Raw genomic sequence first — 13,974 nt, 5'->3', positions numbered from 1 at the left:
TCGGGTCACGGCACCTTCGCTGAGGGTGGGGTCCGACATGCCGCGAGACTATCGGCCACGGCTCTGCCGCGGCGTCTGCGGTCCCGACGGCACGCCGGAGGACGTCGCGGCTGCCCCCTCATCATCTGCCCCATCGGCCTCACCCGCCACCGAAACGGGATTAAGAGGGACATCAAGCTCAGAATCCAGATCCAGCAACGGTACGGCCGGGACCGTGACCGCCGGTGGCGGCGCACACACCCGGTACGTGTCCCGCCCGGCCCGCTTCGCCGCGTAGACCGCCTCGTCCGCCGCGTCCAGCACGCGCTGCGCGACCGCGCCGTGCCGCGGGTACACCGCGATCCCGATCGACACCGTGACCGGCACCCGCAGCCCGCCGGAGACCGGCACCGGGCTGTCCCGCACCGCCGCGCCGAGCCGCTCCGCGACCGTGGCCGCGCCGTCGGAGTCCGTCTCCGGCAGCAGTACCACGAACTCCTCGCCGCCCTGCCGGAACGCCAGGTCGACCTCGCGCAGCCCGGCCCGTACCCGGCGGGCGAACTCGACCAGCACCGCGTCGCCGACCGCGTGCCCGTACGTGTCGTTGACCGCCTTGAAGTGGTCCAGGTCCAGCACCAGCACGGCCAGCGTGCGCCCGAACCGGCTGGCCCGCTCCACCTCACGCCGGATCGACTCCTGCAGGTAGCGGTAGTTCCACAGCCCGGTGACCGGGTCGGTCAGCGACAGCCGCTGCGCCTCCTCGTGCACCCGCACGTTCTCCACCGCGACCGCGGCCTGCCCGGCGAACGTGCGCAGCGTGCCCAGGTCGACATCGTCGAAGTCGTCCGCGCCGAGACGGTCGTAGAGCGCCAGCACGCCGGTCGCGGCCGGCCCGCTGTCCGCGGCCGCGTCGTCGTGCGGCGGGCAGAACGGCACCGCCACGTACGTACGGCAGCGCGGCTCCTCCGGGCAGAGCGGCCCACCGTCCGGGTGCACCCGCCCGCGGCGCGGCTCCGCGGTCGCGGCGACCGCGCCGAGCAGGCCGCGACCGACCGCGATCCGCAGCGCGGCCGGTTCCGCGTGCGGCGTCCGATCGCCCAGCCCGTCCGCGCACCGGCCGACCAGGTGGCCGGTCTCCGGATCGTGCAGCAGCACCAGGCCGGCCCGGGCACCGGTGGCGACCATCGCGGTGCGCAGCAGCACCCGCAGGATCCGGTCCAGATCGTGCGTGCCGGACAGCGTCTCGCCGAGTGTGCGCAGGTTGCGGCGCAGCTGGTCGCGGCCGGCGGTGAGCGCCTGCACGTACGCCTGGGTCTCCCGGGTCATCCGGTTGAACGCGCCGCCGAGCCGGGCCACCTCGTCGTGCCCGCGCACCGGCACCCGGGTGTCCAGGTCACCGCCGGCCACCCGGTCCGCGGCCCGGACCAGTTCGGCCAGCGGGCGGGTGGTGGACCGGGCCAGCGCGGCCGCGACCAGCACCGCGAGCGCACCGGCCAGCAGCACGATGCCGAACAGCACGGCGAACAGGTCACGGCGGTCCGGGGCGGGCACCGAGACGGACAGCGGCAGCGGCTGGCCGGGGACCGGGCCGAGGCGGCGCACGTACCGGCCGTCGCCGGAGACCGCGGTCCCGTCGCCGGTCAGCCAGCGCACCGACGCGGGACCGGCCGGTTCCGCGCCGTCCCGCGGTGCCGTGCCCGCGGCGTCGTCCAGCAGCGTGACGCCGCCGCCGGTCGCGGCCGCCAGCCGGCGCACCAGCGTGGCGTCCACCGCCTGCACCACGTAGACCACGGCCACCCGCAGCCCGAACGCGTCGCGGATCTCCACCCGGGCGGCGATCGCGTGCGGCGGTTCGGCGGACGGAGCCGGCGCGGCGCAGTCGGCCCACGGCGACGCGGGCAGTCCCGCGGTGGTCAGCCGCGGCGCACCGGTCGCGTCCACCACCTGCACCGCGGAGGCCAGGCCGCGGGACACGACGAGTTCGGCCAGCCCGGCGCGCTGGCCGGGGTCGGGGATCACGGCGAGCGCGTCCGCGCTGGCGGAGAGCCGTTCGCAGAGCGCGCCGATCTCGGTGCGGACCGCGCCGGCGGCCAGGTCGAGCCGCTCGTGCGCCCGGTCCCGGCCGAGCGCGTCCACCGCGCCGCCGACGAAGACGGCGCCGAGCAGCACGGGGCCGAGCACCACCGCGAGGAAGGCGGAGGTCAACCGTCCGCGCAGGGTCACCGCCTCTCCCCCCATGACGCCGGGCCCGTTAGCTGCGATGCTGGCACAGGACGACCCGATTGCCAGGGTTGTGACTGGAGTGTTGCGTGCCGGATTTTTCGGATCAAGACGAGTTCGCGGCGAAGGCCGGAAAGACCGCGCTACGGGGCCGGCTGCTGGCCGCCCGGCGGGCGCTGCCGGAGGAGAGCCGCCGTGCCGCGGCCGGGCGGGTCCGCCGCGCCCTGGGCGACCTGATAGCGGCGGAGCGACCCGCGGTGGCCACCGCATACGTGCCGGTCGGCGCGGAGCCGGGCGGTGCCGGCCTGCCGGACGTGCTCACCCGCCTGCTGCATCCGGACGGGACGCTGCTGCTTCCGGTGCTGCTGCCCGACCTCGACCTGGACTGGGCGGAGTACGCCGGGCCCGCGTCGCTCACCCCGACCGCGCGCGGGCTGCGCGAGCCGTCCGGCCGGCGGCGCGGGCCGGCCGCGGTCGCGGACGCGCAGCTGGTCGTCGTGCCCGCGCTCGCGGTGGACCGGCGTGGCGTGCGCCTCGGCCGGGGCGGCGGGTCCTACGACCGCGCGCTGGCCCGCTGCGGGTCCGCGCTGGTGGTGGCGCTGCTGCACGACGGCGAGCTGGTCGGCGAGCTACCCGCCGAACCGCACGACCGGCGGGTGCAGGGCGTGATCACCCCGGCCGGCGGGTTCGTCCGGGTGGGGTGAGAGGCACCTCGCTGGACGCAGGGCGCCCCGATGACGGATCATTGGCACTCGGAATTGCAGAGTGCCAGACACGCGAAGATCCTCCGGAGGGGAACGTGCCCACCTACCAGTACGCCTGCACCGAGTGCGGCCACCAGCTCGAGGCGGTGCAGTCGTTCAGCGACGAGCCGCTGACCGAGTGCCCGGCCTGCCAGGGTCGCCTGCGCAAGCTGTTCAACTCGGTGGGCATCGTGTTCAAGGGCTCCGGGTTCTACCGCACCGACTCGCGCGGCGGCAGCAGCTCGACCGAGTCGAGCAAGCCGGCCGAGACCAAGTCGGAGTCCAAGCCCGCCGAGACGAAGTCGGAGAGCAAGCCCGCCGCGGCCGCCTCCACCAGCTCCTCGACGACCACGTCCAGCAGCACGGCGGCCAGCGGCTCGTAACCCGCCGTCCACAGAACGCGCGAGTTATCCACAGATCCCAGCGTTATCCACAGGCTGACATCCCCAGCCTGTGGATAACTTTCTCACCAGTGCGGCGGCCGCTCCTCCAGCAGGCGGTCGTCGTTGCCGCCGCCACTGCCGTAGTCTCCCCAGCCCCGATCCGTGTCGTCGGACGTCTGGTCCGGCAGCACGGGCAGGTCGTCGTCGACCAGGTCGACGGTGCGCTCGTCGTCGATGCCGGCACGCGGCTCAAGCTCCGGATTCACGCGCCCAGCGTACTCACCCGGAGATGTCCGTCATCCCCCACCGGTGGGTACCTCCGGTGACGCGTTGGTAGCGTCAGACGGTGTGAGCACTCCCGACGAGCACAGCCCCTGGCGGGACGTCTCCGGCTCCCCACCGTCCGCCGCGGAGACCGGCTACACCGGGCCGCCGCCACAGGCGTACCCGGCGCCGGACTGGCGGCCGCCGACCGTGCGGCCGTCCCCGCCACCGCGCCGGCTGCCGGCGCAGGACGCGCAGGCGATCGACGCGGCCGAGTCCCGCGCACGCGGCCTGAGCTACGGCGTCGGGATCGGCGCGCTCGTCGTCATGGTGATCGCGCTCTGCGCCGTCTGCGGACGCGTCCTCTTCTAGGAGATCTTCCAGTTCATCGCCGCGCCGGTGTCGCCGGTCATCACCACGAAGTAGCCGGTGATCACCGCGAGCACCACCGCGACCACGCTCAGCCCGACGGTGACCGCCTTCGGCGTGCCGGCCCGGCGGCGCAGTAGCAGCAGTGCGCCGGTGACCAGGCCGAGACCGAGCGAGAAGAAGAACGTCCGCTGACCGTACGACGCGTGCTCACCGATCTGGTCCAGGAACTGCTCCGGCGTGCCGTCCGCCACCCGCATCTCGTAGAACGCGTTGCCGGAGATCATCGAGAACAGCGCGGACAGCGGCGCCACCACCGCGAGCAGCGCGACCGCCCAGTCGATCCGCGCCCGGACCGCCGGCCACACCGCGAAGACGATCGCCCCCAGTGCGAGCAGGGGCACGAAGACGACCGCCGCATGCACCAGAAGTACATGCGCGGGCATGCCGTTGATGGTCTCGAACACGATGACTCCTCAGGCCGTTGCGCGGGTTGCTACGTCATCACAGTCACCACCTGATCGGTCCGGTTCCCGATCTTCGCTGACAATCCGCTGATGTGTCCGTGACCACCACCGGTGAGCAGCGCTCTTGAGCCGTACGCGGTGACGTGTTGTCATGGTTGGATGCCTACCGCGGACGAGCAGCTGCGCACGCACGGGCTGCGGGTCACCCGGCCGCGGCTCGCCGTGCTCGACGTGCTCGCCACCGGCGGCCACCTGGAGGTCGAGGAGATCGCCCGGCAGGTCCGGCTGCGCCTCGACTCCGTCTCCACCCAGGCGATCTACGACGTGCTGGGTGCGCTCTCCCGCGCCGGCCTGGCCCGCCGCCTGGAACCGGCCGGCAGCCCGGCCCGCTACGAGGCCCGCACCGGCGACAACCATCACCACGTGGTCTGCCGCGGCTGCGGCAGGTCGCCGACGTCGACTGCGTGGTCGGTCAGGCACCGTGCCTGGACCCGCACCACGCCTCCGGCTTCGAGGTCGACGAGGCCGAGGTCACGTTCTGGGGCCTCTGCCCCGCCTGCCAGTCCCGCCGCTCCGCCGAGCGATAACCCGCCCACGCCCCCACCCCGGGACTAGGTGCGGCCCACCCTTGCTCTGCTTACCTTGACAAAAACCCCCGAACCGTCGGCCGGCCGCGGCGTTTTGTCCGGGTAAGCAGGGCAAAAGCGCCGAGAAACAAAACCAAAGATCTTGCCGTCCCGGTCAGCGTCACATCACTGCCCGTCGCTCCCGCCGGAGACCGGTCGGCCGTGGCCGGCCTCCCTGCCAGTGACGCGGTGCCAGGGCGGCACGGCTCCCGCCGCCGGTCCGAACCGCCGGCCGCCGGCGGAGATCCGCCACAGCGCCGCCCCGCGCGACCCCGCCGCCCCATGGCGGAGGGCCGACATTTCGCCGCCGCAGCAGACGCGTTTTGGGCCGTTTTGGTTAGGTAAGCAGAGCAAAGCGGCCGGAAGAGTGCCTGCGGCATCGGCTCAGAAGGGGGTTTGGCCCGCTTTGGCCAGGTAAGCAGAGCAGCCGGGAATGGCCGGGGAGCCGCGGCAGCGCGGCCAGCACGATGCGCACGGCACGGACGAGGTGCCGGGCCACCGAGGATCAGGAGGTCGTCAGTCCTCGTCGGCGGCGCGCGGGCGGGGCGCCGGGTCCGGGTGGAGCGTGGACTCGACCGCGGACCACGGCTCCTTCGGCTCGGCGGTGGCGCCGGCCGGGCAGACCGCGCGGAAGTCGCACCAGGAGCAGAGCCGGCCGGGCGTGGTGGGGAACGCCTCGTCCGGGTCGGTGCCGGCGGTAAGCGCGGCCTCCGCGGCCATGATGTCCTGCGCGGTGTCCTCGGCGCGGCGGACCTGGCGGGCCAGCGACTCCTCGGTGTGCTCGTGCGCGGCGACCGTGCCGGACGGCAGGTGGTGCAGCTCGACCCGGTGGCAGGGGGCGTGGAAGACCTTCTCCGCCGCGAACGCGTAGAGCGCCAGCGCCTGGGAGCCGCGCGCGTCGTCCGGCCCGGTGCCGGAGCGGCCGGTCTTGTAGTCGACGATGACCAGCTCCCGGCGCCCGTCCGGGGTGACGCGCGCGTCGATCCGGTCGGCGCGGCCGCTCAGCGCGAGCACGGTGGTGCGGGCGGCCACGGTCCGCTCCACGCCGACCGGCTCGAACGCCGGGTCCAGCCCGGCCAGGTAGCCGTCCAGCCAGGCGAGCGCGGCCCGCCACGCCTCTCGCTCCTGCTCGACGTCGCGGTAGCCCTCCCGTACCCAGGTCGCCTTGAGCAGGGTCGGAAGCACGCCGGGACGGCGGCGGCCGGCGGGTAGGTCGAACCAGTTCTTCAGCGCGGTGTGCACGCTCGCGCCGAGCGAGTTGTGGCCCCACGGCGGGCCCTTCGGCGGCGTGGGGCGGTCGACGTACGCATACCGGTAGCGGCGCGGGCAGTCGATGAACGACCCGAGCTTGCTGGGGGTGCAGACGAAGAGCCGCTGCGGCATGCCGGGGAACCCGAGCTGCTCGGGCACCGCGGACCCACCGGTGGACGTAGACCTGCGCACCCGTCCGATCCTGCCAGGCGGGCCCGGCCGTTACATCGCCTGGCCGGTGTACTGGGTCACGAACGCGGCCACCGAGTCCGCGATGAGCTGTACCGCGATCGCGGCGAGCAGCAGGCCGGCGATCCGGGTGAGCACCTCGATGCCACCCGGCCGGAGGACCCGGACGATCACGTCGGAGAAGCGCAGCACCAGCAGCACCACGATCATCACGGCCACGATCCCGGCGCCGATCGCCACGTAGTCCGCGGTGTTCTCGCCGTTCTGGACGAACAGCATGGTGGCGACGATCGCGCCGGGGCCGGCCAGCAGCGGCACACCCAGCGGCACCAGCGCCACGTTCGAGGTGGCCTGCCGGTCGGAGGCGTCGTCGGTCTTGCCGGTGAGCAGTTCCAGCGCGATGAGGATCAGCAGCAGGCCACCGGCGCCCTGCAGCGCGGGCAGGTCCACGTGCAGGTAGTCCAGCAGCGTCTGGCCGAGCAGCGCGAACACGACGATGACGCCGAACGCCAGCGCGACCGCCTGTCGCCCGGCCTTGCGCCGGTCGCGCTTCGGCAGCGTGCCGGTCAGTGCGAGGAAGATCGGCACCATGCCCGGCGGGTCGACGATGACCAGCAAGGTCACGAACACCTCGCCGAACAGCTTGAAATCCACACGGCCACGCTACCGTGATCAACTCGGCCTAGAGCGGCGGGACTCCGGACGCCGACGCCACGATCTTGTCGAGCACCTCCGGCGCGGTGGTGAACGCGCCCAGCAGCACCGTCTTGTGCGTACCGTGGAAGTCCGACGAACCGGTCACCACCAGGCCGAGCCGGTCCGCGAGCCGCCGCACGTGCGCGCGTTCCTCCGCGGAGTGGTCCTCGTGGTCGGCCTCCAGGCCGAACAGCCCGGCCGCGGCCAGGTCGCCGATCATCGAGTCCGGCACGATCCGGCCGCGCCGGGTGGCGCGCGGGTGCGCCAGCACCGGCACGCCACCGGCCGCGCGGACCAGGCGGACCGCGGTGAAGACGTCGATGTCCGCCTTCGGCAACCGGTAGCGGCGGCCGAGCCACTGCGGGCCGAACGCCTCGGACGTGGTGTCGACCAACCCGGCCCGGATCAGCGCGGCCGCGATGTGCGGGCGCCCGACCGAGCCACCGGCCGCGTACTCCATCACCTCGGCCCAGCTCACGTCGATGCCGTCGGCACGCAGCAGCTCGACGATCGCCTCGCCGCGGCGTTCCCGGTCGGCCCGTACCCGGGTCAGCTCGCCGGTCAGCGCCGCGTCCGCGGGATCGATCAGGTACGCCAGCAGGTGCAGCCCGATCCCCGACTCCGTGCCGTGCCACCGGCAGGAGATCTCCGCGCCGCGGATCAGCGTCAGCCCGTCCGGGCGCGCGTCCGCGGCCTCGGCCCAGCCGGCCGTGGTGTCGTGGTCGGTGATCGCCATCACGGCCAGCCCGGCGGCGGCGCCGGCCCGGACCAGCTCGGCCGGGCGGAGCGTCCCGTCACTGGCGGTGGAGTGGGTGTGCAGATCGATGCGCGGTGTCACTCATCGAGTCTGCATTACCTGGTGCGCGAGCCCGGCACCGCGCCGAGCCGCGGCACGTACTCCCAGCCGGTGCCGATGTCCGCGGGCAGCGCCACGGTGCTGCGCGTCCCGTCCGCCCGGCAGGTGACCGCGGTCCGGTCCGCGCCGGCCAGCAGCGTGTCCGCGGAGATCCAGACCGCGGCCGTGCCGGTCGGTGCCGCGCAGACCGCCGTGCCGCCGCCGCCGTCGCCGTCGCCGTCGCCGTCGCCGTCGAGCGCACGGTCCACACCGGTCATCCAAAAGCCGTCGTCGCCGGGCTGGTAGACGTGGCTGCCGTCGGCGGACAGGCGCACGCCCGGGTCGCCGTCGGTGGTCAGCCCGAGCGTGCAGCCGCCGGTCGTCCCGATGGTCAGCCGGACGCCGCCGGCCGCCAGCCTGGCCAGGCACACCCGGTCGCCGCCGGCCTCACGGACCAGCGCGGTGGTGGCACCGTCCGCGCGCGGCCCGAGCACGGCCAGCACCCGCGTGTCGAACACCGGCTCGGCCGGTGCGGCCGGGTCGAACAGTGCATGCCCGCCGTCCTCCGCGCGGATCAGCACGCTGTCGCCGACGAAGCCTACCGGGCGCACCCCGGCTGCGACCGGCGCGCCGGCCGTCACCGCGAGCCCGCGGACGGTCACGGCGCCGACGTGCAGCCGGCCGTCGGCGACGAACGCGATCCGCTCGCCGGCCGGGTCGAGCGCCCAGTCGTCGCCGTTGCCACTGAGCGCCTTCGTGCTGCCGTCCTCCAGCAGCAGCAGCCGGACGCCCTGCTCGCCGCCGTAGACCCAGCCGATCGGCACCCGGTACGCCCGGGTGACGCGCCCCACACCGGGCAGCGTCACCACCGACCCGCCGGTGGTCCAGAGCCGGTCGCCGACGCGTACATCCAGGTCGATGCCGGTCGGGCTGCCGCCGAACTCGCGGTGCGCCGCGGTGGCCTCGGCCACCACCGGTGGCGACGGCGGCGCGCTCGGCGCCTCCACCGCGGCGCCGTTCGGCAGCATGCCGGTGGGCGTGCCGGCGTCGCCGCCGCGCAGCACGCCGAGCCCGTAGACGGACGTGCCGACCAGCAGTGCCGCGGCCGTGGACGTGACGGTCAGCCGGCGCCGGCGGACCACGCGGGCGCGAGCGATGGCGCGGGCCGCGGAATCGTCCGCGGACGGCGCGGTCTGCGTGGTCGCCGCGAAGAGGTCACGGAGCCGGTCCTCGAGCACCTGGCTCACCGCCCCTCCCGCACGAACTGTGGACGGGCTGCGGGCGCCGGTTGCGGGCGGACCGGCAGCGGCCGCGTCGGGAGCACCGGCTCGGGGCGGGGCTCGGTGGCGGACGGGCCCGGCACCGGCACGCCGGAGTCCGGGTCGATGCCCTCGGCCGCCAGACGCTGGCGCAGCGCGTTCAGCGCACGGAACGTCTGGCTCTTCACGGTGCCGGGTGAGATGTTCAGCAGCGCCGCCGTCTGCGCCTCGGACAGGTCCTCGTAGAAGCGCAGCACCAGCACGGCGCGCTGCCGGGTGGGCAGCGCCCGCACGTGCCGCCACAGCGCGTCCCGCTCCAGCTGCGCCTCGATCTCGTCCGGCGCCGCGCGCTCCGGCAGCACCTCGGTCGGGCGCTCGCCGTGCCAGCGCCGGCGCCACCAGCTGGTCGCGGTGTTGACCAGGACGCGGCGCGCGTACGGCTCGACCGCTTCGATCCGCCCGAGCCGCCGCCACGCCAGGTACGTCTTGGTGAGCGCGGTCTGCAGCAGGTCCTCCGCCGTGGCCCAGTCCCCGGCCAGAAGGTACGCGGTGCGCAGCAGCGCGCCGGAGCGGGCCGAGACGAAGTCCCGGAACTCGTCGTCGACGCGGTCGGCAACGACGTGCAGGTCCCGATCGGCGCTGACCGGCGCCGCCTCAGGTTCGCCCTCCATCGTCACCCTCCCCCGCGCGCGTGAAGCAGTCCAGGACAGACTCACACGACACGGGGAGCGATATCTATGGGCGAACGGCTGATTCAGGCGTCGTCGCCGGGATCCGCGTTCTTGCCGAGCCGGGCCTCGACGGCCTGCGGCTCGTACATCTCCTCGACCACGCGCAGGTAGAGCTCGTTCGGGTTGGGCAGGTGCTTGACCTCGCGCAGTGCCTGGTCCTGACCGGCCGACTCCAGCACGAACGTGCCGTAGTTGAGCATGCGGCCGACCGGGGACTGCTCGTACTTCATGTCCGTGACCCGGGCCAGCGGCATCATCGCCACCTTGCGGGTGATGATGCCGTTCACGACCATCACCCGTTTGTTGGTCAGGATGAAGCGGTCGAAGTACCAGTCCGCGACGTTCCACGCCACCCAGCCCATGACGCCGAGCCAAACGATCACCGCGACCGTGGTGAACCCGCTCGCCGACTCCTGTCTGGCCAGGAAGCCGGACAGGTAGCCGAGCAGGAACGTGGCCGCGGCACCGATCAGCAGCGGTGTCCACAGGTGAACCCAGTGCCGTTTCCACTCGCCCCGATATCGCTCGGTGGGGAAGAGGTAACGTGCGACCAGCGTGGTGGGCTCGTCCTCCAGCGGAAGGACGCGACGCGGCCCCAGCGGCATGCCGGAGGAGTCGACGCGCAGTCCCTCGAACTCTTCGGCCTCGAACTCGGGTGCGACGTACCCGTCGTCGGGGCCGGGAGGCCTCGATGCCGTCGTCATGACCGGCTCAGGCGACCAGGCTGGTGAAGAACTCGCTGAAGCCCTGTGCGATATCGCCGATCGTGCTGCCCAGAGACTGGAACACGTCGGCTGCCGAGTTCGGCCGGAACGCAACGAAGAAGATCAAAAAGGCGATTCCGAGCCAAGTGAGGATCTTCTTGACCGACATTGCGGGCCATCCCCCTCCGCGGCTGTCAGAGTCCGTTTCGCGCCGCGTACTCAGAGTATCAGTTGCACTTCCGACTGTGAACGAATGACCCAACGCCGGACCATTCACTCAGGGCGTTCACGCCCGTCCATGAAGGTACGGAGACGGGGCACCGTACACAAGCTCGGGTGGCACCCAGTCCGACAGATCGTGAAGAACGACATGTTCGGCGAAGAGGTACCCCGCGCTCGCGGGCCAGGCTACCGCATACAGCCACATCCCACGCGCTTCTCCGGCATACGCGCTGCGATCGGCCGGTGACTTGACGGACCACAGTGGAGTCGGGTGCCCGCCCACCTTGATCTTCGCGTGTGCACCGCTCGCCGCGGCCATGGCCGAGCCGAGCAGCTCGCCGCAGTCCAGGCCGGGCAGGCCGGCCAGGCGGGTGCCGAGCCCCACGCCCGGCTCCTCGGCCACCAGCACCACGTCCGCCGGGCCGTCGCCGAGCGGGGCCGGCCCGCTGCACGCCAGTGCGGTCGCCCGCACCCCGGCCCGCTCGTCACCGGCCCAGCCGACCCCGGTCACCGTCCACCCGGGCAGCAGCGGCCACGGGCACCAGAGCGGGATGCGTGAATGACCGTTCGCGGTATGCGACGTCACGCTCTCCACTATCTCCGGACCGATGTGCTCGGCCACGTGCAGAGGGGCGACCGGGCCGCACGGGTCACACCGCCAGTCCGGGTGCATCAGGTCCGGCGGCCTGACCGAGCCCCCGCATCGGGGACAACTCACCGTCACGCCCACAGGACTACGGTGCGTGCCCGCCGCCCCCGCCGTCAAGCGAATCGGGTTTTTCGTCCCCGACCGGGACGGCATGGGCGCGGATCCAGGCGTGCATCGCGATGCCGCTGGCCACGCCCGCGTTGATCGAGCGCGTCGAGCCGTACTGGGCGATGGAGAACACCTGGTCACACGCGTCCCGGGCGACATCGGACAGCCCGGGGCCCTCCTGGCCGAACAGCAGCACGCACCGGCGCGGCAGCACCTCGGACTCCATCGGCCGCGCCCCGGGCAGGTTGTCGATGCCGATCACCGGAAGATCACCCGATCGGGCCCACGCCACGAACTCCTCGATCGTCGGATGGTGCCGGACGTGCTGGTAGCGATCCGTGACCATGGCGCCGCGCCGGTTCCAGCGGCGGCGGCCGACGATGTGGACCTCCGCGGCCAGGAACGCGTTCGCGTTGCGCACCACGGTGCCGATGTTGAGGTCGTGCTGCCAGTTCTCGATCGCCACGTGGAAACCGTGCCGGCGCCGGTCCAGGTCGGCCACCACCGCCTCGCGCCGCCAGTACCGGTAACGGTCCACGACGTTGCGCCGGTCGCCCCCGGCGAGCAGCTCGGGGTCGTAGCGCGAATCGTCCGGCCACGGACCCGGCCACGGGCCGACGCCGACCTCCAGCCGAGGCTCCGGCTCGTCAGATGCTTCCACGGGGTCCAGACACTAGCGCCTGGGCCGGTCCGGCGGCTCGGCCCCACTCGGCACCGGCGCTACACCAGGCCCAGCGCGGCCCCCAGGCCGGTCAGGAAGCGCCGCTCGTCCGCGGAGACGCGCGGCCCGGCGAAGTGCCCGGAGCGGGCGGCGGCGCAGACCTTCGCGGCGATCGCCTGGATCCACTGCCGGTAGGCGGCGGAGTCGGCCGGGTCGGCGTGCTCGGCCAGCACCCGGGCCGCCTCGCGGCTCGCGGCCAGCACCGCGGCGATCCCGGCGTCGCGGTCGGTGAACTCCTCCGCGTCCGGGCCGTCCTCGTCGGTCTCCGCGTAGACCGCGGCCACCACGGCGCGGACCAGGTCGCTGTCGGAGGCACGGCCGGCCGCGATGGCGGCCAGCCCGGCGAGCCCCTCGGCGACGGTCCGGCCGGGCGAGTCGTGCTGCGCGGACGTGGCCGCGATCACGACGCTGCCGGGCAGCCGGACCAGGAGCGTCCACTGCGCCGCCGGTATCGGTGACGCGGGTGCCCGCTCGGCGAACCGGCGGCGTTCGGAAGCGGACGGGCTCGGCATGGCGACGACCTCCTGCGCGTCAGCATATGACCGCGCGGTTTCCCGCCCGCGCAAACCCCGAGATCACCATCGTCCGGAAGACGGAGCGGTGTCCTCACGCTCGAACTTTCCCCGGACGCAATGAGCGGCGGGGCCCTCCCCGGCACCCGCCGCCCACGCTCTGTTGGAGAAGATTTTGCCTCACCGTCCGTATTCGAGGGAAGGGTTACGACTAGTTGTTCGGGCGACAGTTATCTATTCGTGACGTTACCTATCGTATTTTTACGTGAGGCGTGACACAGTGTCACCGCAAGGGGAATCCCTACCTCAATCGGCATGCCCAGGTCGGACAGGTTGTACGAGAGCGGTTGCCCGGGAACGCTCCCACTACCGTGCGTAGCGCCTGACAAATCTTCGTTCTCAACCAGCACCGTTGCAGAGCGAAGTCGGGTGGGAATTGCATGCAGGAAATCTGCACCGGCACCCGGCTAGCCGGCGCCTCGGCGGGGTATCCACCCAGGTGAGGCGGGCGCCACTCGCCGCGGGCGGCCGCCCCGGGAATGCACCGCCACAGGGATTCGTTTCGATGACCGGAGACGGCAAGGCCGGACACGGCCAGATCGGAGACATCACATGGCGACCGTTGCGCTGACCGACGCGAACTTCGACGACGTGACGAGCAAGGACGGCATCGTGCTCGTCGACTTCTGGGCCAGCTGGTGCGGCCCGTGCGTCAGGTTCGCCCCCACCTACGAGGCGGCCTCGGAGAAGAACCAGGACATCACGTTCGGCAAGGTGGACACCGAGGCCGAGCAGGGGATCGCCGCGAAGTTCGGCATCCGCTCGATCCCGACCATCATGGCGATCCGCGACGGCGTGATCGTCTTCTCGCAGCCGGGCGCGCTGCCCTCCGCGGCGCTCGACTCGGTGATCGAGCAGGTCCGGGCGCTGGACATGGACGAGGTCAAGTCCCAGCTCGCCGCGCAGGCCAAGTAACACCACACAGATCGATCGAGGGTACGACGGGGAGGTTCTCCCCCTCGTACCCTCGATGGCGTCCTGGGGTC

Annotated in this window: 16 protein-coding genes and 2 pseudogenes; 5 read left to right on the top strand and 13 right to left on the bottom strand. The window is 72.8% G+C overall.

Annotated features, from left to right (window positions below; genetic code table 11):
* Positions 1 to 48: 48 nt before the first annotated feature.
* Positions 49 to 2,202: a GGDEF domain-containing protein gene (locus tag J2S42_RS25125; protein WP_307242881.1), complete on the bottom strand. Its 2,154-nt coding sequence runs from the start codon at positions 2,200 to 2,202 to the stop codon at positions 49 to 51.
* An 86-nt stretch (positions 2,203 to 2,288) separates the two neighbouring features.
* Here J2S42_RS25125 and J2S42_RS25120 point away from each other — a divergent pair, with 86 nt between their 5' ends.
* Together J2S42_RS25120 and J2S42_RS25115 are read left to right on the top strand one after the other, a co-directional pair.
* The gene (locus tag J2S42_RS25120) at positions 2,289 to 2,903 is read left to right on the top strand and encodes a 5-formyltetrahydrofolate cyclo-ligase (protein WP_307242880.1); all 615 of its coding nucleotides are present in this window, start codon (positions 2,289 to 2,291) and stop codon (positions 2,901 to 2,903) included.
* Between the two features lie 95 nt (positions 2,904 to 2,998).
* The gene (locus J2S42_RS25115) at positions 2,999 to 3,325 is read left to right on the top strand and encodes an FmdB family zinc ribbon protein (RefSeq protein ID WP_307242878.1); all 327 of its coding nucleotides are present in this window, start codon (positions 2,999 to 3,001) and stop codon (positions 3,323 to 3,325) included.
* A gap of 83 nt (positions 3,326 to 3,408) precedes the next feature.
* Here J2S42_RS25115 and J2S42_RS25110 read toward each other — a convergent pair whose 3' ends face one another.
* A complete protein-coding gene (locus tag J2S42_RS25110; protein WP_307242877.1) occupies positions 3,409 to 3,591 on the bottom strand; it encodes a hypothetical protein in 183 nt (60 codons plus the stop codon).
* A gap of 82 nt (positions 3,592 to 3,673) precedes the next feature.
* On the opposite strand from J2S42_RS25110, the gene J2S42_RS25105 reads away from it, so the two are divergent.
* Positions 3,674 to 3,961, top strand: coding sequence for a translation initiation factor 2 (locus J2S42_RS25105; protein WP_307242875.1), 288 nt, complete (start codon positions 3,674 to 3,676; stop codon positions 3,959 to 3,961).
* Here the strand turns inward: J2S42_RS25105 and J2S42_RS25100 are convergent.
* The gene (locus tag J2S42_RS25100; protein WP_307242873.1) at positions 3,958 to 4,425 is read right to left on the bottom strand and encodes a DUF2231 domain-containing protein; all 468 of its coding nucleotides are present in this window, start codon (positions 4,423 to 4,425) and stop codon (positions 3,958 to 3,960) included. The two genes, J2S42_RS25105 and J2S42_RS25100, sit on opposite strands and share 4 nt — an antisense overlap.
* Before the next feature lie 159 nt (positions 4,426 to 4,584).
* Here J2S42_RS25100 and J2S42_RS25095 point away from each other — a divergent pair.
* Positions 4,585 to 5,012: pseudogene (locus J2S42_RS25095) on the top strand (Fur family transcriptional regulator).
* A gap of 555 nt (positions 5,013 to 5,567) precedes the next feature.
* Here the strand turns inward: J2S42_RS25095 and J2S42_RS25090 are convergent.
* The 10 genes and pseudogenes from J2S42_RS25090 to J2S42_RS25045 all read right to left on the bottom strand — a co-directional run bounded on the left by J2S42_RS25090 (position 5,568) and on the right by J2S42_RS25045 (position 12,928).
* Entirely contained in the window at positions 5,568 to 6,503 is a 936-nt protein-coding gene (locus J2S42_RS25090) for a RecB family exonuclease (protein WP_370879429.1), read from the bottom strand.
* Positions 6,504 to 6,524: 21 nt separating this feature from the next.
* Positions 6,525 to 7,145: a MarC family protein gene (locus tag J2S42_RS25085; protein ID WP_307242871.1), complete on the bottom strand. Its 621-nt coding sequence runs from the start codon at positions 7,143 to 7,145 to the stop codon at positions 6,525 to 6,527.
* Between the two features lie 28 nt (positions 7,146 to 7,173).
* Positions 7,174 to 8,025, bottom strand: coding sequence for a PHP domain-containing protein (locus J2S42_RS25080; RefSeq protein WP_307242869.1), 852 nt, complete (start codon positions 8,023 to 8,025; stop codon positions 7,174 to 7,176).
* Positions 8,026 to 8,039: 14 nt separating this feature from the next.
* A complete protein-coding gene (locus J2S42_RS25075) occupies positions 8,040 to 9,269 on the bottom strand; it encodes a hypothetical protein (protein ID WP_307242867.1) in 1,230 nt (409 codons plus the stop codon).
* On the bottom strand, positions 9,266 to 9,952 hold the full coding sequence (locus J2S42_RS25070) for a SigE family RNA polymerase sigma factor (protein ID WP_307242865.1): 687 nt from the start codon (positions 9,950 to 9,952) through the stop codon (positions 9,266 to 9,268). Before J2S42_RS25070 ends, J2S42_RS25075 begins: the two co-directional genes overlap by 4 nt.
* 83 nt (positions 9,953 to 10,035) lie before the next feature.
* A pseudogene (locus J2S42_RS25065) lies at positions 10,036 to 10,650 on the bottom strand (PH domain-containing protein); the annotation flags it as partial.
* A gap of 73 nt (positions 10,651 to 10,723) precedes the next feature.
* Positions 10,724 to 10,885 carry a hypothetical protein gene (locus tag J2S42_RS25060; protein WP_306835363.1) on the bottom strand — a complete coding sequence of 54 codons (162 nt, stop codon included), beginning with the start codon at positions 10,883 to 10,885 and terminating at the stop codon, positions 10,724 to 10,726.
* A 117-nt stretch (positions 10,886 to 11,002) separates the two neighbouring features.
* Complete coding sequence (locus J2S42_RS25055) at positions 11,003 to 11,740, bottom strand: DUF6758 family protein (protein ID WP_307242863.1); 738 nt, start codon at positions 11,738 to 11,740, stop codon at positions 11,003 to 11,005.
* The gene (locus J2S42_RS25050; RefSeq protein ID WP_307242861.1) at positions 11,673 to 12,356 is read right to left on the bottom strand and encodes a TrmH family RNA methyltransferase; all 684 of its coding nucleotides are present in this window, start codon (positions 12,354 to 12,356) and stop codon (positions 11,673 to 11,675) included. The genes J2S42_RS25055 and J2S42_RS25050 overlap by 68 nt, the downstream gene beginning before the upstream one ends.
* A 59-nt stretch (positions 12,357 to 12,415) precedes the next feature.
* Positions 12,416 to 12,928 carry a hypothetical protein gene (locus J2S42_RS25045; RefSeq protein WP_307242860.1) on the bottom strand — a complete coding sequence of 171 codons (513 nt, stop codon included), beginning with the start codon at positions 12,926 to 12,928 and terminating at the stop codon, positions 12,416 to 12,418.
* A gap of 612 nt (positions 12,929 to 13,540) precedes the next feature.
* Here J2S42_RS25045 and trxA point away from each other — a divergent pair.
* Complete coding sequence (gene trxA / locus J2S42_RS25040) at positions 13,541 to 13,903, top strand: thioredoxin (RefSeq protein WP_307242858.1); 363 nt, start codon at positions 13,541 to 13,543, stop codon at positions 13,901 to 13,903.
* The last annotated feature ends 71 nt before the right edge of the window (positions 13,904 to 13,974 follow it).

This window comes from Catenuloplanes indicus (assembly GCF_030813715.1).
GTDB lineage: Bacteria > Actinomycetota > Actinomycetes > Mycobacteriales > Micromonosporaceae > Catenuloplanes > Catenuloplanes indicus.
The sequence above is the reverse complement of the archived record's forward strand: the minus strand, read 5'-3'. Positions and strand labels throughout refer to the sequence as shown.

Excerpts from the sequence above, each read along its gene's own strand:
- J2S42_RS25055 (WP_307242863.1), bottom strand. The coding sequence starts at position 11,740 with ATGCCGTCCCGGTCGGGGACGAAAAACCCGATTCGCTTGACGGCGGGG.
- trxA (WP_307242858.1), top strand. The coding sequence starts at position 13,541 with ATGGCGACCGTTGCGCTGACCGACGCGAACTTCGACGACGTGACGAGC.
- J2S42_RS25060 (WP_306835363.1), bottom strand. The coding sequence starts at position 10,885 with ATGTCGGTCAAGAAGATCCTCACTTGGCTCGGAATCGCCTTTTTGATC.
- J2S42_RS25045 (WP_307242860.1), bottom strand. The coding sequence starts at position 12,928 with ATGCCGAGCCCGTCCGCTTCCGAACGCCGCCGGTTCGCCGAGCGGGCA.
- J2S42_RS25070 (WP_307242865.1), bottom strand. The coding sequence starts at position 9,952 with ATGGAGGGCGAACCTGAGGCGGCGCCGGTCAGCGCCGATCGGGACCTG.